This is a genomic window from Nocardia puris (assembly GCF_003315035.1).
Classification (GTDB): domain Bacteria; phylum Actinomycetota; class Actinomycetes; order Mycobacteriales; family Mycobacteriaceae; genus Nocardia; species Nocardia puris.
This window is the reverse complement of the sequence record NZ_QNRE01000014.1, coordinates 188,808-207,082: the sequence shown is the minus strand read 5'-3', so window position 1 is coordinate 207,082 and position 18,275 is coordinate 188,808. Positions and strand designations below refer to the sequence as shown.

Here is an 18,275-nt window from a genome sequence, read left to right as displayed (position 1 = left end):
CCTAACGGGCGCGCCGTTGTATCACGCTGTGAGTCAAGCGATCTTGGTGTCGCGCAGCGCACGCAAGGGGGTGTCGTCGTCCATGGACTCGAAGAATCCGCCGATCACGTCCTCGATCTGGGCGATCGACTCCGCGCAGTACAGCACCGGTTGATAGTGGGTGATGTCGTAGACGGCGGTGCCCATCGCGACCACGTCCAGCGGGCGCAGCTCCGCGTGGCGGAACTCCTCGATCTCGCCGTAGGAGGACAGCAGGCCCGCGCCGTAGCAGCGGACCTCACCGCCCTCGCGCACCACACCGAACTCCAAGGAGAACCAGAAGACGTCGGCGAGGAACTTCAACGCCGTCTCCGTGGTGAGCCGGGTGACGGCGTTGCCCACCGTCTCGTAGAGGGCGGCGAAGCGCGGGCTGGCGATCTGGTTCGCGTGGCCCACAATCTCGTGGATGGCATCCGGCTCCGGGGTGTACAGCGGCGCGGAGTGGTGCCGGATGTATTGGGTGGAGTGGAACACCCGCTCGGCGAACGAACCGAAGAACTCGCGCAGCGGCACCAGGCCGGCGGCGGGCACGTAGCGGAAGCCGGTCAGCGGGGCCAGCGCCGCCGACACCTCGTCCAGCTGCGGGATGCGGTCGGCGGGCAGGGCGAGCCGCTCGGCGGCCGCCAGCACCTCGGCACACGCGTACTCGCGATGTTTGCGGGCGAGTTCGGCGGACGCGATGCGCCACACCCGCTGTTCGTCGTCGGTGTAGGCGATCCTCGGCGCGGGTTCGCCCGGCGTGTAGGCCAGCGCCATGGCGGCGATCGCGTTGCGGCGAGCGCGGTACGCGGAGTCGTGCACGCCGGGATGCTCGTCGCTCAGGTGCACCGTCACGTCGCCGTCGACGCGGCGGGTCACCGGCGAATACAACTGCGCCTCGGTGAACATACTTCGATGCAAGCACCGCCGGTCCGATTCGACAACGAAGGCGCGCCCAGCTGCGCAAACTGCCTAGCTGACCGGCCGGCTCCGGCCCTCATCCGGCGCCGTGGCCGGAAACCCGGGCACGGCCGCGCGAGTGCCGAGAACGCGATTTGCCGGACATGAGCCAGGGTCATGACGCAAGATGGCGAAAGCGTGAAGGAGGACGCATGCGAACCGTGCGGATCGATCTCGACCAGAAACTGCTGGCGGCCGCCGCCGCGATCATGGGGACGTCCACCAGCAACGCCACCGTGAACGAGGCGCTGCGCCGCATCGTCGTGCACGAGCGGCAGCTGCACCACATCGAGAAACTGGCCGCGGGCGCCCTGGTCGGGCTGCCCGCCCCGGTCATCGACGCCGACCGCTGACCGGCCTAGCGATCACGGTGTCGCGCAGCGGGTGTCGGACGGCAGGGTGAGCTCGACCAGGTAGTCGAGTACCGGTTCGTCCACGCAGGTGAGCCCCAGGAACGACACACCGTGCTGGGTGCCCTCCACGGTGATCAGCGGGGAGTCGAACGACCGGGCCAGCCGCACCCCGCCCTCGTACGGTGTGGCGGGATCGCCCGTCGAGGCGACGACCACGACCTTCGGCAGACCGGGCGTCTCGGGCACGTGCGGCTGCCAGTTGGGCGGCACCGGCCAGAACGCGCACTCGTCGAGCGCCTTGGTGTCGAACTCCGGGCCGGGATCGAAGATCGGCGCCGCCTCCCGGCCGCGGCGTTCCCGCGCGGCGGCCACGGCCCGGTCGGTGACGCGCGTGTCTTCCAGACAGCGCACCGCCTGGTACACATCCCAGCTCACGCCCTCGTCGTAGTCGTCGGACAGCGTGGTCACCCCGGCCATGCCCGTGGCGCCGCCGTCGCGCAACGTGGTGAGCGCCGCGGTGAGGTCGGGCCAGTAGAGCGGGGAGTACAGCGCGGCCGTCACGGCCGACGTCACGGTGGCGTAGTCGGCGAGGCCACGCGCGGGGTCGCGCAGGATCGGCCGCACCAGCGCCAGGTAGTTCTCGGTGGCGCGGGACGGGTCGGTGCCGAGCGGGCAGTCCGGCGCGCGGGCGCAGTCGGTGGCGTACTCCTCGAACGCGCGCTGGAACGCGGCGTTGCTCGCCACCGGGTCGTCGATGTCGGAGGCGGGGTCGATCGGGCCGTCGAGCACCATGGCGCGCACCCGGTCGGGGAACATCTGGGCGAAGGTGGAGCCGAGCCGGGTGCCGTAGGAGAAGCCCAGGTAAGTCAGCTTCTCGTCGCCCAGCACCGCGCGGATGACGTCGAAATCCCTGGCCACGTCGACGGTGCCGATATTGGCGAGCAGCGTGCGCCCGGACCCGTGCACGCAGGACATGGCGTAGTCCTCGCTCTCCTCCTCGAGCTGGTCGACCTCCCCGAACACCCAGGTGGAGCTCGCGCCGATCGCGTCCTCGCGCATCTGCTCCTCCGACCGGCACACCAGGCGCGGCGAGGAGGCGCCGACACCGCGCACGTCCACGCCGATCACGTCGAAGTGCCGCGGCAGCGGGGTGTCCTTCAGCGTGCTCGGCAGCGACAGCCCGGCGCCGCCGGGGCCGCCGGGATTGGTGAGCAGCGAGCCGAGGCGCGCGCCCTCGGCGGGCAGCCGCGAGATCGCGATGCGCGCGACCTCGCCGTCGGGGTCGGCGTAGTCGAGCGGGACGTCGATCCGCGCGCAGTCCAGACCCTCGGCCGACAGTCCCTCGCCGCCGGCGTAGTCGTCGCAGCTCTCCCACGTGACCTGCTGCGCGTAGAACCGGTCGAGCGTGGGCGCGGGCGGGGCGGCGGGTTCCGCGCCGCCGCACCCCGCGATCGCCAGCAGTAGCGCGGCAATCGCCGCGCCCCTCCCGCGCCGGCCGTCGATTCTCCTGCGCTCCAGCACCATTCGCCTCCCCGTGATCCGGCTCGCGACCAGTCTGCCCGATGGCCCCGTCGCGGCGCGCGCCGGTGGGTCGCGTTCGTCCGGTTCACCCGGCCTGTCGGTGGCCACTGGCATGATTCGGGGACCACACCGCACGCGAGGGGGACTGATGCCGGTATCGATCGCCGAGCTGCCCGTCGGCCAGCGTCCGAGGGAGCGGCTGCTCTCCCTCGGACCGCACGCGTTGAGCGACAGCGAGCTGCTCGCGTTGCTGTTGCGGCATGGGCGGCGCGGCACCAGCGCGCTGGACGTGGCCGCCGAACTGCTCGCCGAACACGGCGGTGTCGCGGGGCTGGCGGCGGCGCGCCCCGAGGAACTGTCGCGCTGGGCCGGGGTGGGTGTGGCCAAGGCGGCCGCCATCATCGCGGCCTTCCAGCTGGCCAGCCGGGCCGACAGCGTGCGCGACGCGCCGCCGCTGCTGTCCCGCTCCGCCGATGTGGCGCGGGTGGCGCGGCCCCTGTTCGCGGGCGCGCGGTCCGAACGGCTGCTGGTGCTGGTGTGCGATGCGGGAAACCGGGTGCGCCGCAGCGTCTTCGTGGCCGAGGGCGCGGTGGACCGGGTGGCGGTCCCGGTGCGGGAGATCCTCAACACCGTGCTGCGCCACGACGGCCGCGCCTTCGCCCTGGTGCACAACCACCCGTCCGGCGGTGCCGACCCGAGTCCGGCCGACCGGGCGGCCACCGCCCTGGTGCGCGCCGCGGCCGACACCGTGGGCCTGCGGTTCCTCGACCATGTCGTCGTCGCGGGCGCGCGGTGGTCGGTCGCCGACCCATACGACTGAGCGGCGTGAACGACGCAGGCCGCCCGCGTCTTTCGACGGGGCGGCCTGCGCGGGAACCGGGTGGGTCAGCGGGTGAAGAGCAGGGCCCGCTTGACTTCCTGGATGGCCTTGGTGACCTCGATGCCACGGGGGCACGCGTCGGTGCAGTTGAAGGTGGTGCGGCAGCGCCACACGCCCTCCATGTCGTTGAGGATGTCCAGGCGCTCCCTGGCGCCCTCGTCGCGGCTGTCGAAGATGAAGCGGTGCGCGTTCACGATCGCGGCCGGGCCGAAGTAGCTGCCGTCGGCCCAGTACACCGGGCACGAGGTGGTGCAGCAGGCGCACAGGATGCACTTGGTGGTGTCGTCGAACCGCGCGCGGTCGGACTGGCTCTGGATGCGCTCGCGGGTCGGTTCGTTGCCGGAGGTGATCAGGTACGGCTTCACCGCGCGGAACGCGTCGAAGAACGGCTCCATGTTCACCACGAGGTCCTTCTCCACGGGCAGGCCGCGGATCGGCTCGACGGTGACGGTGAGCTCCTTGTCGCCCTTGGGCAGCATGTCCTTCATCAGGAGCTTGCAGGCCAGCCGGTTCACACCGTTGATGCGCATCGCGTCCGACCCACACACGCCGTGTGCGCAGGACCGGCGGAAGGTGAGCGTGCCGTCCAGGTAGGACTTGATGTACATCAGCACGTTCAGGAACCGGTCGGTGGGCAGCACGGGCACCTGGAACGACTCCCAGTGCTGGCCCAGCTCGTCCTCCGGGTTGAACCGCGCGATCTTGACCGTGATCATGGTCGAGCCCTCGGGGACCGGTGCGGCCTTCTGGGGCGTTTCGGCAACGGCAGTCATCAGTACTTACGCTCCATCGGCTCGTAACGGGTCTGCACGACCGGCTTGTAGTCGAGGCGGATGTCGGAGTTGAGCTCCGGTCCCGTCTTGTACGCCATGGTGTGGCGCATGTAGTTGACGTCGTCGCGGTCCGGGTAGTCCTCGCGGGCGTGGCCGCCGCGCGATTCCTTCCGGTTCAGCGCGCCCGCCACCGTGACCTCCGCCAGCTCCAGCAGGAAGCCGAGCTCGACGGCCTCGAGCAGATCGCTGTTGTAGCGACGGCCCTTGTCCTGCACCGTGATCCGCGAGTACCGCTCCTTGAGCACGTGGATCTCGGTGAGCATCTCCTTGAGGCTGTCCTCGGTGCGGTACACACCGGCCTTGTCGTCCATCGCGGCCTGCAGCTCGGTGCGGATGTCGGCGACGCGCTCGTTGCCGTGATCCGACAGGATCAGCGCCAGCCAGTCCTGCACCATCCGCGCCGGGTTCTCCGGCATCTCCACGAACTCGGCGCGCTGCGCGTACTCGGCGGCGGCGATGCCCGCGCGGCGGCCGAACACGTTGATGTCGAGCAGCGAGTTGGTGCCGAGGCGGTTCGCGCCGTGCACCGACACGCACGCGCACTCGCCCGCGGCGTACAGACCGGGGACGATGTCGGTGTTGTTGCGCAGCACCTCACCGCGGATGCGGGTCGGGATGCCACCCATGACGTAGTGACAGGTCGGCATCACCGGCACCGGCTCCACCACCGGGTCCACGCCCAGGTAGGTGCGGGAGAACTCGGTGATGTCGGGCAGCTTCTCTTCGAGCACGTCCTCGCCGAGGTGGGTCACGTCGATGAGCACGTAGTCCTTGTTCGGACCGGCGCCGCGGCCCTCGCGCACCTCCTGGACCATCGAGCGGGCGACGATGTCGCGCGGCGCGAGGTCCTTGATGGTGGGGGCGTAGCGCTCCATGAACCGCTCGCCGTCGGCGTTGCGCAGGATGCCGCCCTCGCCGCGGACCGCCTCGGAGATGAGGATGCCCAGGCCGGCCAGGCCCGTCGGATGGAACTGGTGGAACTCCATGTCCTCGAGCGGCAGGCCCTTGCGGAACACGATGGCCATGCCGTCACCGGTCAGGGTGTGGGCGTTGGAGGTGGTCTTGTACATCCGGCCCGAGCCGCCCGTCGCGAAGACGATCGACTTGGCGTGGAAGACGTGCAGCTCACCGGTGGCCAGCTCGTAGGCGACCACGCCGGTGGCGACCGGACCGCGCTCGGTCTCGGTGAGCACCAGGTCCAGGACGTAGAACTCGTTGAAGAACTCCACGTCGTGCTTGACGCAGTTCTGGTACAGCGTCTGCAGGATCATGTGGCCGGTGCGGTCGGCGGCGTAGCACGCGCGCCGGACCGGGGCCTTGCCGTGGTCGCGGGTGTGGCCGCCGAAGCGCCGCTGGTCGATGCGGCCCTCGGGCGTGCGGTTGAACGGCAGACCCATCTTCTCCAGGTCGAGCACCGCGTCGATGGCCTCCTTGGCCATGATCTCGGCGGCGTCCTGGTCGACGATGTAGTCACCACCCTTGACGGTGTCGAAGGTGTGCCACTCCCAGTTGTCCTCTTCCACGTTCGCCAGCGCGGCGCACATGCCGCCCTGGGCCGCGCCGGTGTGGCTGCGGGTGGGGTAGAGCTTGGTCAGCACGGCGGTTCGCACCCGGGGACCCGCCTCGATCGCGGCGCGCATCCCCGCGCCGCCGGCACCGACGATCACGACGTCGTAGCGATGCTCTTGAATCGGTCGAGAGTCACTCATCGAGGTCGCCTGTTCCTAACTGATGTTGGGGTCGAAGGTGAAGATGACGTAGGTGCCGACGCCCATGACCAGGATCATCGAGATGACCAGCGCGGTCTTGAGCCAGAACCGGGTCGAGTCCTTGCGGGAGTAGTCATCGATGATGGTGCGCAGGCCGTTGCCGCCGTGCAGCTGGGCCAGCCACAGCATGGTGAGGTCCCAGATCTGCCAGAAGGGGCTGGCCCAGCGACCGGCCACGAAGGCGAAGTTGAGGCGCTTCACGCCGCCGTCGAGCAGCAGCATGATCGTCATGTGGCCGAGCACGAGCACGATCAGCAGCAGGCCGGAGAAGCGCATGAACAGCCACGCGTACTTCTCGAAGTTGTTATTGGACCTGGCGCGCGGAGTGCGGGGCAGATCCAGGCTGGCGGGCCGATCGTAGGACTTGCCGAGAACGGGTGCAGACATAGGGATCAGTGCTCCGTCAGCAGGTAGAAGAACATGCGGCCGATGGCGCCCGCGGCGACGACCGCGGTGATGGCGAGGACGATCCACAGCATCAGGCGCTGGTGGCGCGGGCCCTCGGACCAGAAGTCGACGAGGATCACGCGGACGCCGTTGAGCGCGTGGAACAGGACGGCGACGACCAGGCCCATCTCCATCAGCGCGACGACGGGGGTCTTGTAGACCTCGATGACCTGGTCGTACATGTCCGGACTGACGCGGACCAGCGCGGTGTCCAGAACGTGCACGAAAAGGAAGAAGAAGAGGGTGGCGCCGGTGATCCGGTGCAGGGCCCAGGACCACATTCCGGGGTCGCCTCGGTACAGCGTCTTCCGCTTCGGCTGGGCCGGAGCTTCGATCGTGGTCATAGAGTGCGGTGCCTCCAACGTCGTTGATGGACCCGGTGTCAGGTCCTGGGCCGACCGCATGGAGGTGGCGAATGCCCAGGTGGCTGTGCTGAGCTGTTCCATCGACCCGCCGCCGGGAACCTGAACCGATCTGTTGTGGACTCTAATCCCCTCGCATTCGCGGAACTAATTCGGCGTGCCGTGCGTTGCGCGACAATGGGCCGGGTTAGGTTTACCTTTCTCGACGCGAAAAGGGGCGTGCGGTGGGTTCCGCACGGCCCGGTGACGGTGCTGGCGCGGAAGGTGCGCGATGTCGGAAATTGATTGGAAAGACCTGCGCGACAACGCTATTCGTGTTATGCGCAATGCCTATGCTCCGTACTCGCGCTTCCCGGTGGGCGCCGCTGCTCTCACCGCGGAAGGCGCCATTGTGAGCGGGTGCAATGTGGAGAATGTCTCACTCGGATTAGGCCTCTGCGCCGAAACTGTACTCGTCGGTAACCTATTCGCGCGTGGTGGCGGGCGTCTGCTCGCGGTCTCCGTCAGCGATTCCCGCGGCGAAATCCTGATGCCCTGCGGCCGCTGTCGCCAGGTCCTCTACGAACACGGCGGACCCGGACTCCTCGTCGACCACCGGTCGGGCCCCACCACCCTGAGCGCACTGCTGCCCGACGCCTTCGGCCCCGACGACCTCGCCGCCGGGCAGCGGTAGGGCCTCAGCAGTCGGCTTCGAACGACTCGTCGATCTCGGCCTCGGTGGGCATCGCGACGGCGCCGACCGTGATGGGTGGTAGTCCCAGGTGCCGCATGATCTGAGCGATGCCATAGCCGAGGGTCGTGTTCTGCTCGGCCAGGCGGGTGGTGAAGATCGTGACCCGCCTGATGTCGCGGAGCACGGTCTCTTCGAAATCGGACACCGGGTGCTCGAGTTTCGTGAGGTGGCGGTCGAGGCCGGTGACGCGATGGTCGATGCCGAGGTAGCTCATGATTCCCTCTTGCTTCGAATGATGCCGCGAGGCTATCGGAAGGTTCCGACAGGAACCAGGGACGACGGAGTGTCGTGACAGACTTGCCGATGTGACGGCACTGGACGCGGTTTCGATCATCAGGGCCAAGCGTGACGGCGGGGAGCTGTCGGACGCGCAGATCGACTGGGTGGTGGACGCGTTCACCCGCGGCGCGGTGGCCGACGAGCAGATGGCGGCGCTGGCCATGGCGGTGGTGTGGCGGGGGATGTCGCGGCGCGAGACGGCCCGGTGGACGGCGGCCATGATCGCCTCGGGGCGGCGGATGGACTTCACCGATCTGCCGCGGCCGACGGTGGACAAGCATTCGACGGGCGGGGTGGGCGACAAGATCACCTTGCCGCTCGCGCCGCTGGTGGCGGCGTGCGGCGCGGCGGTGCCGCAGCTGTCCGGGCGCGGGCTCGGCCACACCGGCGGCACCCTGGACAAGCTGGAGTCCCTGGCGGGCTGGCGGGCCGACGTGCCGGTGGACCGGATGCGCGAGATCCTGGCCGACCCCGCGATCGGCGCGGTGGTGTGCGCGGCGGGCGCCGACCTCGCGCCCGCCGACAAGCGGCTCTACGCGCTGCGCGATGTGACCGGGACGGTCGAATCGATCCCGCTCATCGCCAGTTCGATCATGAGCAAGAAGATCGCCGAGGGCACGGCGGCGCTGGTGCTGGACGTGAAGGTGGGTGCGGGCGCGTTCATGAAGGACGCGGCCGCGGCGCGCGAACTGGCCGCCGCCATGGTCGATCTGGGCGCCGACGCGGGGGTGCGCACCGTCGCGCTGCTCACCGCGATGGACACCCCGCTCGGGCGCACCGCGGGCAACGCGCTCGAGGTGGCGGAGTCGGTGGAGGTGCTGGCCGGCGGCGGCCCGGCCGACGTCGTGGAGCTCACGCTCGCGCTGGCGCGGGAGATGGTGGCGCTGGCGGGCGTGGACGCCGACCCAGCGCGGGTGCTGGCCGACGGGCGCGCCATGGACCACTGGCGCGCGATGGTCCGGGCGCAGGGCGGCGATCCGGACGCACCGCTGCCGCGCGCCGAGCACACCGAGATCGTTCGCGCTTCCGCCGACGGTGTGGTCACCCGCCTCGACGCGATGGGCGTGGGCCTGGCGGCCTGGCGCCTCGGTGCCGGTCGCGCCCGCCAAGGCGACCCGGTGCAGGCCGGGGCGGGCGTCGAGATGCACGCCAAACCCGGCGATCCGGTCCGCGCGGGCGAACCGCTGCTCACCCTGCACACCGACACCCCGGGGGCCTTCGCGCCCGCGCTCGCCGCGCTGGAGGACGCGGTGGAGATCGGCGCCGTGGCGCCACCGCCCGCGCCGCTGATTCTCGACCGCATCGGCTGAGCGACCTGGGAACCACACGGCGGGCGGGCGTGCCACACGCACGCCCCGAGGAGGCGGCGGTCACTCGCACGGTGCGGAGGACGAAGGGGCCGCGGTGACCACGCCCGGATAGAAGTTCGGCCATTTCCGACGGGAGAACCGCGCGAACCGGGTGATCAATGAGGGCGTATTTCTTTGCATCGCAGTGTATTTCGCTGAATGCGCCCGATGCACCGCGCCACCCCGAGTGACTCGCCCGCGACGGATTCTGGACCGTTCGGTGGTGGTTCGGCAACGAGATGGTTGCCACGGGGAGAGTCCCCTGCCGATTCGGCGCGGCGCGGCTAACGTGTGGTCATGACAGGACCGATGCCCCTCACTCTCGCCTCGATCCGCCAGGCTCCCAAGGCGCTGCTGCACGACCACCTCGACGGTGGCCTGCGGCCCGCGACCGTGCTGGAGCTAGCCGCCGACTGCGGTTACGACGACCTACCCGCCGCCGACGAGGCCGCGCTGGCGGCGTGGTTCCGCGACGCCGCCGACAGCGGATCGCTGGAGCTCTACCTGGAGACCTTCGCCCACACCGTCGCCGTCATGCAGACGCCGGAGGGGCTGCGCCGGGTGGCGCGCGAATGCGCCGAGGACCTCGCCGCCGACGGTGTGGTCTACGCCGAGGTGCGCTTCGCGCCGGAACAGCACCTCGAGCGCGGGCTCACGCTGGACGAGGTGGTCGAGCACACCCTCGCCGGTTTCCGGGAGGGCGAGGCCGCCGCCGCGGCGGCAGGGCACCCGATCCTGGTGACCTGCCTGCTCACCGCCATGCGGCACGCCGCGCGCTCGCGCGAGATCGCCGAACTCGCGGTGCGCTGGCGCGACCGCGGCGTCGGCGGCTTCGACATCGCGGGCGCCGAGGCGGGCTTCCCGCCCAGCAGGCACTTGGACGCCTTCGAATACATGCGCGCCAGCAGCGCCCACTTCACCATCCACGCGGGGGAGGCGTTCGGGCTGCCGTCGATCCACGAGGCGCTGGCCTTCTGCGGCGCCGACCGCCTCGGCCACGGCGTGCGCATCACCGACGACATCGTGGTGCCCGGCGCGGTGGAGGATGCCCAGCTCGGCTTGGTCGCGAACTACGTGCGGGACATGCGGATCCCGCTGGAGCTGTGTCCGTCGTCGAACGTGCAGACCGGCGCGGTGCCCTCGCTGGACAAACATCCGTTCGACCTGCTGGCCCGGCTGCGCTTCCGCGTCACCGTCAACACCGACAACCGCCTGATGAGCGACACCTCCATGAGCGAGGAGATGCTCAAGCTGGTGGAGACCTTCGGGTACGGGTGGAGCGATCTGGAGCGTTTCACCATCAACGCGATGAAGTCGGCGTTCATCCCGTTCCCCGACCGGCTGCGCATCATCGACGACATCATCAAGCCGGGCTACGCCGTGCTGCTCGGCTGACCGGCCGGATTATCGTGGGATCTTGTGACGATTGTGCAGATCCCCGCCCGCTTCAACGGCCCGCCCGACTCCGGCAACGGAGGTTACGTGGCGGGCCGCGTCGCGGCAGCGCGAGACGAACCCGAGGTCACCGTGATGCTGCGCAGCCCGGTGCCGTTGGAGACGTCGCTGCGGTTACACGAGGGGCGACTTTTCGACGGTGAGCGCCTGATCGCGGAGTCGCGACCCGGCACGTTCGAGCGGGAGGCGCCGAAGCCGGTCGCGCTCGACGTCGCGAAACGCGCGGCGGGCACCTACGAGACCAACGACATGTTCGCGCACTGCTTCGTGTGCGGCGACGCCCGCCCCGACGGACTGCGCATCGAACCGGGACGCGTCGCCGAAGGTGTGGTGGCCTCGCCGTGGACCCCGGACGCCTCGCTGCCGGTGGACGCCACGCTGCTCTGGGCGGCGCTGGACTGCCCCGGCGGCTGGGCCGTGCCCGGGATGCTGGAGTCGCCCGCGCTGCTCGGGTCGATCACCGGCGCCGTCTACGCGCTGCCGGAGGTGGGGGAGACCTGCGTCGTGGTGGGCGAGAGTCACGGCACGCAGGGGCGTAAGCGCTACTCGTCGACCGCGGTGTACGGCGCGGACGAGCGGCTGCTGGGGCGCGCCGAGCACATCTGGATCCAGCTGCGCTGAAAAGCCTTGGGGCCGTGCGGAACACGGCCCCAAGGGGAATCGCTACTGCGGAGTGAGCCGCGCTTCGAAGGCGCGTTCCAGTTCCCGCCAGGACTGGGCCTCCGCCTGGAACGGCGGGTTCGGCGCCATCCGCGCCGGGTCCGGCTCCAGCAGGTAGGAGACGTACCAGCCGAGCGGGGTGGACTTGGCCAGCGCCACCTCCACACCGTCGTCCTCGGCGTAGTCGGCGGCGTCGGTGAACAGCTCGACCGCCAGGTCCAGCTGTTCGGTGTCCACCGCCTCGGGGCCCTCGGCCAAGTCGTCGGCGAGGCCGGGCAGCACGTAGACGTTCTCGTCGTCGACCTCGATCTCGAGCGAACCGTCCACGGCGGCGGTCTGCACCTCGCCGTAGGTGCTCACCCGGGCCAGGTCGTGGTCGTGATCGTCGGCCAGGTAGCGGGCCAGCGCGCGCTCGGAGGTGAACACCGTGATCTCGCCGTCGGAGCCGAGGAAGACCGGCTCGTCGTCGAGGTAGCAGCGCAGCGTGAAGAAGGTGCCGTCGGAGGTGATGATCTTGACGGGGTCGATGCCGACCTCGTGCCAGAACGACTCGTCCTCTTCCTCCTCGTCGTCCTCGTCCAGGTCGACGGGCTCGAACTCGTCCTCGTCGCTCTCGGCCGCGTCGTCGGCGTCGACCACGTTCTCCTCGGCCGCCAGCAGCTCGGCCTCGGCCACCGAGACGGCCGCCGCGTCCACCTCGGGCGTGGCGACCACGCCGTCGATGGCGTCGATGACGGCGTCCCAGTCCTTGGCGATGGCCGCGCCGATCTGGTCCCACAGCTCCTCGCCGTCCCGGCCGACGAACGCGCTCACCCCGCCGGGCAGCGCGCCGAGCACCGGATGCGAGCCGAAAAACTTGGTGACGACCTCCAGCTCGCACACCTCGCCGATATTGCGCACCATGCCGAGGGTGTCCTCGAGCTCGGCGATGGTGTCGACATCGGGATCGCCCGCCGCCAGCTCGGGCACGCCGATCAGGTCGAAGGTGAAGTTCTCCTCCGGCTCCAGCTCCACCGCCGACAGACCCACGACGACCTTCCACGCGGGGTGGTCGATCAGATCGTTGTCGGAGTCGGTCCGGATGAACGCGGCCAGCTCGGCGACGGTCTCGAAACCATAGAGCGAATCCTCGTGTCCGAGGAACGCCATCCACTCGTCGTCACCGTCGCGCCAGCGCGGTGCCCACAGGGTGACGAGATCGCCGTCGGTCAGGCCGAGCTCGATCGGGACGATGTCTCCAGAAGCCATGTGCGGAAGCCTATCGACCTTCCGCGTCGGGCACTATCCGGCCCCGCCGGGCGCGGTCTTCGCCTCCGGGGCGAACGACTCGTTCAGTGTCGCAACGACCTTCGAGCGCTGTGCGCCCGCGTCCTCGGAGGCCTGACGGCAGGCCCACACGATGAGCTGACTCACCTCGGCGGGCGCCATCGATGTGACCGACTCCGCCAAGGTCAGACCCACCAGCGCGCCCTCGCTGTTCACCTCGACGGTGACGGACTCGTCCTCGGTGGTGAACCGCCCGCGGACCTGCTTGAGCCCGAACAGCGCGGCCTCCAGGGCCTCCAGTTTCTGGGTCGCGTTCGCGACGAGCGCGTCCATCTCCGCACTCATGCCTGTGCCCTCCGCTCGCTCATACCGGCTTCATCCAGCTCGTCGGACCCGTATCCGCGTCGTCGATACGGTCCAGCTCGTCGACCGCCTGCTGCCGGGTGGGCAGCCCGAGCCGGTCCAGGATGTCGGCGGGCATCCCGGATTCGGCGAGGATCTCGCGGCGGCGGGCCCGCGCGGCGATCGCGGAGCGCTGCGTGAGGCGCAGGATCTCGTTCGCGAGAGCCTGTGCGCCGTAACGGTATTCGCTGCGCTCGAACTTGATCTCGACGGGCATGCCCTGGTCGGTGGCGCGCACCGCGATGGTGCCCGACCGGTTCTGGCTGACCGCGAGGGTGACGTTGGGGATCTGGCCGTTGGATTGTTCGGTCATGACGTCGGCCTGTAGAACCCGTAGAACTCCATACCCATGTTCTCCGTTCGGATGGAACTGACCGAGACCGGGTCGCCGGCCTCGACGAGCTGCCCGTTGCCGACGACCATGGCGACGTGGCCATCCCAGACGACCAGGTCGCCGGGCATCAGGTCACCCGGCGACACCTGTTGGTGGCCGATGTGCTGTTCCTGGGCCAGGCGCGGCAGTTCGACGCCCGCCTCGCCGTAGGCCCACTTGGTCAGGCCGGAGCAGTCGATGCCCTGGCCGGGGGTGTTGCCGCCCCACACGTACGGCGTGCCGACCGCGCTGAGCGCCTTCTCGACGGCGGTGGCGGCCTGTTCGTTCGGGGCCTCCACGACGCTGCCGTCGGGCAGCGTGACCTTGACGCCGTCCTTGGTGACGCCGGACGAGTTGTTGTCGCTCTTGAGTTTCGAGCTGGGGGAACTCTGGTTGCCGCTCGGGGTGCTGGTCTTGGACGCGCTCTGCACCGCCGTGCTGCCCACGGACGAGAGCAGTGAACCGGCCTGACCGACCATGCCCGTGAGGCCTTGCAGGCCCGAGTTGCCGAGGTTGGTGACCGCGCCGGGAAGCGAGGAGACCGCCGGCGTGGACGGTGCCGGGGTGAGCTGGTTCATCGAGGCCGTGTGGGTGTCCAGCTCGCTGCGCACCCGGCCGACCACGCCGAGGCCCTGGTTCAGGTGGTCGATGGCGCTGCCGACCAGGACCGTGAATCCGGCGGGCGTCGCGATGGTGGGCCCGAGCGCGGTCGCCTGGCTCACGAACGACTGCACGATGGTGTTCAGGTCCTTCTGGCCGGTCTCCACCTCGGCGGCGGCCGCGTCGACCACGGTGGCCATCTCGTTGCCGCGGTCGGAGATGGTGGCCGAGGAGGTCTGCACGCGTAGCGCCTTGGAGGTGGCCGAGTCGGCGGCGACGCCGTCCCACGCGGAGTTCATCTGGTTGATGCTGTTCTTGCCCAGCTGGTGCAACTGGTCGAGCACCGAGGAGGTGGAGGTGAGCGAGGCCGAGGGACCGTCGCTGGGCATCACGCCCGTCCCGAAGCTGCTCAACAGGTCCAGCAAGGGTTTGACGAGGAGGTTGACGTCGATCACGCCGATCACCCGTCCACGTCGGCGGAACGCAGGGCGGCCGCGTTGTTCAGGTCGGTCTCGGTGAGGACCGTCGCGGCGCCCGCCGCCGCCCCGCCCATGCTGGACAGCACCGCCGACAGCTGCGCGATCGAGGCCACGTGGCCGGCGTGCGCGGCCGAGTAGGCGGCCAGGAAATCCCCGCCGATGAGCCCCATGATCGGGCCGAGCAGCGCGGGAGAGGCGCCCGCGGCGTTCGCGGCGGCGCCGGCCATCTCACCGGCCATCGTCCCGGCGGTAGCGGCATAGGCGGCGATACCTTCGGTATCGGCCGAAAACTTCACCATTGTGCTTCCCCCATCTGTTCGTTCCCAGGCAGAGTACGTCATCCAACTGATTCGACGCGCGGCCTTCCCGTTCGGTTCCCTCGCATCGGAAAAATTCTGCGGTGGTCCGGCATCCGGCTCGCCGACGACCTTATCGTTCCCTCATGCGCACGCACACCGTGGACCATCCGCTCGCCGCCGCCCTGCTGACGACGATGCGCGACGCCCGCACACCGAATCCGGTCTTCCGCTCCGCCCTGCGCGACCTGACCGGCCTGCTCGTCTACGAGGCCTTGCGGGACGCCCCGATCACCCGCTACGAGATCGCCACCCCGGTCGCCGTGACCGAGGGTGTGCGCCTGGCGCAACCGCCGCTGCTGGTCCCGGTGCTGCGCGCCGGGCTCGGCATGGTGGACGCGGCGGCCGAACTCGTGCCCAACGCCCAGGTCGGCTTCGTCGGCATCGCCCGCGACGAGACCACCCACCAGCCCGTGCCGTACCTGGAGTCGCTGCCCGCCGACCTCGCGGGCATCCCCGTCTACGTGCTCGACCCGATGCTCGCCACGGGCGGCTCCATGCGCCACACGCTGGAACTGCTCGCGGCCCGCGGCGCCACCGACATCACCGCCGTCTGCGTGGTCGCCGCGCCGGAAGGCATTGCCGCGCTGGAGAACTCGGGGCTGCCGGTGCGCCTGGTGACGGCGGCCGTGGACGCGGGACTCAACGAGAACGCCTACATCGTGCCCGGACTGGGCGACGCGGGGGACCGTCAGTTCGGTCCGCGCTGAGTGCGCGCTACAGCGCCCGGCAGAACTCCGCGAGCGCCGAGAGGCGTTGGGCGGCGGCTCGTCTCGCCTCGGGGAGCGCCGCGTGGCCGTCGACCGGGACCACGACCTCCAGGTAGCACTTGAGCTTCGGTTCGGTGCCCGAGGGACGGATCACCACGCGCGAGGTGTCGCCCTCGAAGATCAGCGCGTCGGTGCGCATCCGGCCGCGCACGGTGAGCAGATCGGTGCACTTCATCGGCTCGCCCGCGATATCGGCGGGCGGGTCGGTACGCAGGCGGGCCACCACGGCGGCGGCCGCGTCGGCGTCGGCCAGGCGCAGGGAGACCTGGTCGCCCGCGTGCAGGCCGAACTCGACCGCGTAGTCGGCGAGGTCGTCGTGGAGCGTGCGGCCGCGCGCCTTCAGCCGGGCGACCAGGTCGACCGCCAGCACGGCGGCGGAGATGCCGTCCTTGTCGCGCACCGTCGCCGGATCGACGCAGTGGCCGATCGCTTCCTCATAGGCGTAGACCAGGCCGTCACCCGCGCGGGCCAGCCACTTGAACCCGGTCAGCGTCTCGGCATAGCGAGCGCCACGGGCAGGGGCCAGCTTCGATAGCAGTCGCGAGGACACGACTGTGGTCGCAACCAGCGAGTCCGGCGGCGCTGTGCGCAAGACATAGTCGCCGAGCAGGACGCCCGTATCGTCGCCCCGCAACATGCGCCAGCCGTCGGGGCCGCGCACACCGACCGCACAACGGTCCGCGTCGGGATCGAGGGCGATGGCGATATCCGCGTCCACCCGATCCGCAAGGGCCAGAAGCAGATCCGCCGCGCCCGGCTCCTCGGGATTCGGGAAAGCGACCGTCGGGAAGTCCGGGTCCGGCGCGAACTGCTCGTCCACCACGTGCACATCGGTGAACCCGGCCGCTACGAGCGCGCCCACCGCGAGCTCGCCGCCGACCCCGTGCAGCGGGGTGAGCGCGACACGGACCTCGGCCCGCTCGCCGGGACCACCGATCGCGGCGGGCAGTCCCGCCACGCGGTCGAGATAGCGCGCCGCGAGGCCGTCACCGGCGGGTTCGACCGGCGCGCGGTCGATCGGCTCGGCGACGGCCTCGATGCACCGCTCGATCTCGGTGTCGGCGGGCGCGATCAGCTGCGAGCCGCCGTCCAAGTACAGCTTGTAGCCGTTGTCGGCGGGCGGGTTGTGCGAGGCCGTGATCTGCACCCCCGCCACCGCGCCCAGCTCGCGCACCGCGAACGCCACCACCGGCGTGGGCAGCGGACGCGGCAGCAGCGTCACGTCGAAACCGGCCGCCGCGAAGATCTCCGCGGTGGCCGTGGCGAAATCGTGCGAACCGTGCCGGGCGTCGCGGCCCACCACCACGCGGCCACCGCCCAGGCAGCGCCCGCGCAGCCACTCGACCACACCGGCCGTCGCGCGCGACACGGTGGTGACGTTCATCCCGTCGGGGCCCTCGCGCAACGGGCCGCGCAGGCCCGCCGTCCCGAACCGCAGCATCTACAGCCGTTCCAGCACGCCGCGCAGCAGCTTGCCCAGGCGCGGCGCCGCCGCCTGGCCCTCGGCCAGCACCTCCGCGTGCGACAGGTGCTCACCCGTCACGCCCGCGGCCAGATTCGTCACCAGCGAGATGCCGAGCACCCGGGCGCCCAGCGCGCGGCACGCGATGGCCTCCAGCACCGTCGACATGCCGACCAGATCGGCGCCGACGGTGCGCAGCATGCGGATCTCGGCGGGCGTCTCGTACTGCGGACCGATGAGACCCGCGTACACACCCTCGGTCAAGCTCGGATCGACCTCGCGGGCCAGGGCGCGCAGCTCCGGATCCCAGGCGTCGACCAGGTCCACGAACGTCGCGCCGGTCAGCGGGGAGCGCGCCGTGAGGTTCAGGTGATCGTTGATCAGCACGGCCTCGCCGACCCGCAGGCCGGGACGGATACCGCCCGCCGCGTTCGTCAGCACCACGACCTCCGCGCCCGCGGCCACCGCTGCCGCCACCGGGTGCACCACCTGCGCGGGCTCGTAGCCCTCGTACAGGTGCTGGCGGCCCATCAGCAGCAGCACCGGGGTGGCGCCGACCGCGACCGAATGCACCACGCCCACATGGCCTTGCGCGCTCGGCGTCCCGAACCCGGGCAGCTCCGGCATCGGCACCGACGCGGTGGGCGCGCCGATCTCCGCCGCCGCCTCCTGCCACCCCGACCCCAGCACCACCGCGACCCGGTGACGCGGCACTCCAGTACGTTCGGCGATCGCCTCCGCGGCCTGTTCGGCAAGCATGCCGCCACACTACTGCGTTGGTGCCCCCGGCGGCTGCGTTGGTGCCCCCGGCGGCGGGTGGACGGCGATGGGCGGGGCAAGCCTCTGCGCACGGGTGACGCGGACGGTAGGGCGAGCCCGGGGGCGGGTGTGCCCGGTGTTTTTGGCGCGAGACGGCCGCGAACGGTCGGTCGTCGGGCTCCCTCCCCG

Annotated in this window: 21 protein-coding genes; 7 read left to right on the top strand and 14 right to left on the bottom strand. The window is 70.4% G+C overall.

Annotation, left to right across the window (positions count from 1 at the left end; genetic code table 11):
• Positions 1-33: 33 nt before the first annotated feature.
• Positions 34-927, bottom strand: coding sequence for a phenylalanine 4-monooxygenase (locus DFR74_RS28170; protein ID WP_067510686.1), 894 nt, complete (start codon positions 925-927; stop codon positions 34-36).
• 203 nt (positions 928-1,130) lie between these two features.
• On the opposite strand from DFR74_RS28170, the gene DFR74_RS28165 reads away from it, so the two are divergent.
• Positions 1,131-1,331, top strand: coding sequence for a type II toxin-antitoxin system VapB family antitoxin (locus tag DFR74_RS28165; RefSeq protein WP_067510685.1), 201 nt, complete (start codon positions 1,131-1,133; stop codon positions 1,329-1,331).
• Between the two features lie 12 nt (positions 1,332-1,343).
• Here DFR74_RS28165 and DFR74_RS28160 read toward each other — a convergent pair whose 3' ends face one another.
• Positions 1,344-2,855, bottom strand: coding sequence for an alpha/beta hydrolase (locus DFR74_RS28160; protein ID WP_067510684.1), 1,512 nt, complete (start codon positions 2,853-2,855; stop codon positions 1,344-1,346).
• 145 nt (positions 2,856-3,000) lie between these two features.
• Here DFR74_RS28160 and DFR74_RS28155 point away from each other — a divergent pair, with 145 nt between their 5' ends.
• Positions 3,001-3,672 (top strand): JAB domain-containing protein, encoded by a 672-nt coding sequence (locus DFR74_RS28155; RefSeq protein WP_195125483.1) that lies wholly within the window; start codon positions 3,001-3,003, stop codon positions 3,670-3,672.
• Positions 3,673-3,737: 65 nt separating this feature from the next.
• On the opposite strand, the gene DFR74_RS28150 is transcribed toward DFR74_RS28155, so the two are convergent.
• From DFR74_RS28150 to sdhC, 4 genes are read right to left on the bottom strand one after another with little or no spacing between them, the layout of a single operon-like run.
• On the bottom strand, positions 3,738-4,505 hold the full coding sequence (locus tag DFR74_RS28150; protein ID WP_067510683.1) for a succinate dehydrogenase iron-sulfur subunit: 768 nt from the start codon (positions 4,503-4,505) through the stop codon (positions 3,738-3,740).
• Positions 4,505-6,274: a succinate dehydrogenase flavoprotein subunit gene (gene sdhA / locus DFR74_RS28145; RefSeq protein ID WP_113975323.1), complete on the bottom strand. Its 1,770-nt coding sequence runs from the start codon at positions 6,272-6,274 to the stop codon at positions 4,505-4,507. Before sdhA ends, DFR74_RS28150 begins: the two co-directional genes overlap by 1 nt.
• A gap of 15 nt (positions 6,275-6,289) precedes the next feature.
• Positions 6,290-6,721 (bottom strand): succinate dehydrogenase hydrophobic membrane anchor subunit, encoded by a 432-nt coding sequence (locus DFR74_RS28140; RefSeq protein WP_067510682.1) that lies wholly within the window; start codon positions 6,719-6,721, stop codon positions 6,290-6,292.
• A gap of 5 nt (positions 6,722-6,726) precedes the next feature.
• Positions 6,727-7,125, bottom strand: a complete 399-nt coding sequence (gene sdhC / locus DFR74_RS28135; protein ID WP_084537800.1) for a succinate dehydrogenase, cytochrome b556 subunit — start codon at positions 7,123-7,125, stop codon at positions 6,727-6,729.
• Between the two features lie 289 nt (positions 7,126-7,414).
• Between sdhC and DFR74_RS28130 the strand changes: the two genes are divergently transcribed.
• Positions 7,415-7,816, top strand: a complete 402-nt coding sequence (locus DFR74_RS28130; protein ID WP_067510681.1) for a cytidine deaminase — start codon at positions 7,415-7,417, stop codon at positions 7,814-7,816.
• A 4-nt stretch (positions 7,817-7,820) separates the two neighbouring features.
• Here the strand turns inward: DFR74_RS28130 and DFR74_RS28125 are convergent, their stop codons facing one another.
• Complete coding sequence (locus DFR74_RS28125; RefSeq protein ID WP_067510680.1) at positions 7,821-8,090, bottom strand: hypothetical protein; 270 nt, start codon at positions 8,088-8,090, stop codon at positions 7,821-7,823.
• 91 nt (positions 8,091-8,181) lie between these two features.
• Between DFR74_RS28125 and DFR74_RS28120 the strand changes: the two genes are divergently transcribed.
• From DFR74_RS28120 to DFR74_RS28110, 3 genes are all read left to right on the top strand, one after another.
• Positions 8,182-9,465, top strand: coding sequence for a thymidine phosphorylase (locus tag DFR74_RS28120; RefSeq protein WP_195125482.1), 1,284 nt, complete (start codon positions 8,182-8,184; stop codon positions 9,463-9,465).
• 336 nt (positions 9,466-9,801) lie between these two features.
• Entirely contained in the window at positions 9,802-10,899 is a 1,098-nt protein-coding gene (locus DFR74_RS28115; RefSeq protein ID WP_067510679.1) for an adenosine deaminase, read from the top strand.
• A 24-nt stretch (positions 10,900-10,923) separates the two neighbouring features.
• Positions 10,924-11,580 carry a hypothetical protein gene (locus DFR74_RS28110; RefSeq protein ID WP_170160806.1) on the top strand — a complete coding sequence of 219 codons (657 nt, stop codon included), beginning with the start codon at positions 10,924-10,926 and terminating at the stop codon, positions 11,578-11,580.
• 42 nt (positions 11,581-11,622) lie between these two features.
• Here the strand turns inward: DFR74_RS28110 and DFR74_RS28105 are convergent, their stop codons facing one another.
• Genes DFR74_RS28105 through DFR74_RS28085 form a run of 5 tightly spaced genes read right to left on the bottom strand, consistent with a single transcriptional unit; the run spans position 11,623 to position 15,038 of the window.
• On the bottom strand, positions 11,623-12,867 hold the full coding sequence (locus tag DFR74_RS28105; RefSeq protein WP_067510677.1) for a primosomal protein: 1,245 nt from the start codon (positions 12,865-12,867) through the stop codon (positions 11,623-11,625).
• A gap of 33 nt (positions 12,868-12,900) precedes the next feature.
• Positions 12,901-13,230: a YbaB/EbfC family nucleoid-associated protein gene (locus DFR74_RS28100; protein WP_067510676.1), complete on the bottom strand. Its 330-nt coding sequence runs from the start codon at positions 13,228-13,230 to the stop codon at positions 12,901-12,903.
• A 19-nt stretch (positions 13,231-13,249) separates the two neighbouring features.
• Positions 13,250-13,600, bottom strand: a complete 351-nt coding sequence (locus tag DFR74_RS28095) for a hypothetical protein (RefSeq protein ID WP_067510675.1) — start codon at positions 13,598-13,600, stop codon at positions 13,250-13,252.
• Positions 13,597-14,715 (bottom strand): C40 family peptidase, encoded by a 1,119-nt coding sequence (locus DFR74_RS28090; RefSeq protein ID WP_067510703.1) that lies wholly within the window; start codon positions 14,713-14,715, stop codon positions 13,597-13,599. Before DFR74_RS28090 ends, DFR74_RS28095 begins: the two co-directional genes overlap by 4 nt.
• Positions 14,716-14,720: 5 nt before the next feature.
• Positions 14,721-15,038: a hypothetical protein gene (locus tag DFR74_RS28085; RefSeq protein ID WP_067510674.1), complete on the bottom strand. Its 318-nt coding sequence runs from the start codon at positions 15,036-15,038 to the stop codon at positions 14,721-14,723.
• A 143-nt stretch (positions 15,039-15,181) separates the two neighbouring features.
• Between DFR74_RS28085 and upp the strand changes: the two genes are divergently transcribed.
• Entirely contained in the window at positions 15,182-15,805 is a 624-nt protein-coding gene (gene upp, locus DFR74_RS28080) for a uracil phosphoribosyltransferase (protein ID WP_067510673.1), read from the top strand.
• Positions 15,806-15,812: 7 nt separating this feature from the next.
• Here upp and DFR74_RS28075 read toward each other — a convergent pair whose 3' ends face one another.
• Positions 15,813-17,306 (bottom strand): phospho-sugar mutase, encoded by a 1,494-nt coding sequence (locus DFR74_RS28075; RefSeq protein ID WP_067510672.1) that lies wholly within the window; start codon positions 17,304-17,306, stop codon positions 15,813-15,815.
• Positions 17,307-18,086 carry a purine-nucleoside phosphorylase gene (locus tag DFR74_RS28070; protein WP_067510671.1) on the bottom strand — a complete coding sequence of 260 codons (780 nt, stop codon included), beginning with the start codon at positions 18,084-18,086 and terminating at the stop codon, positions 17,307-17,309.
• Positions 18,087-18,275 lie beyond the last annotated feature (189 nt).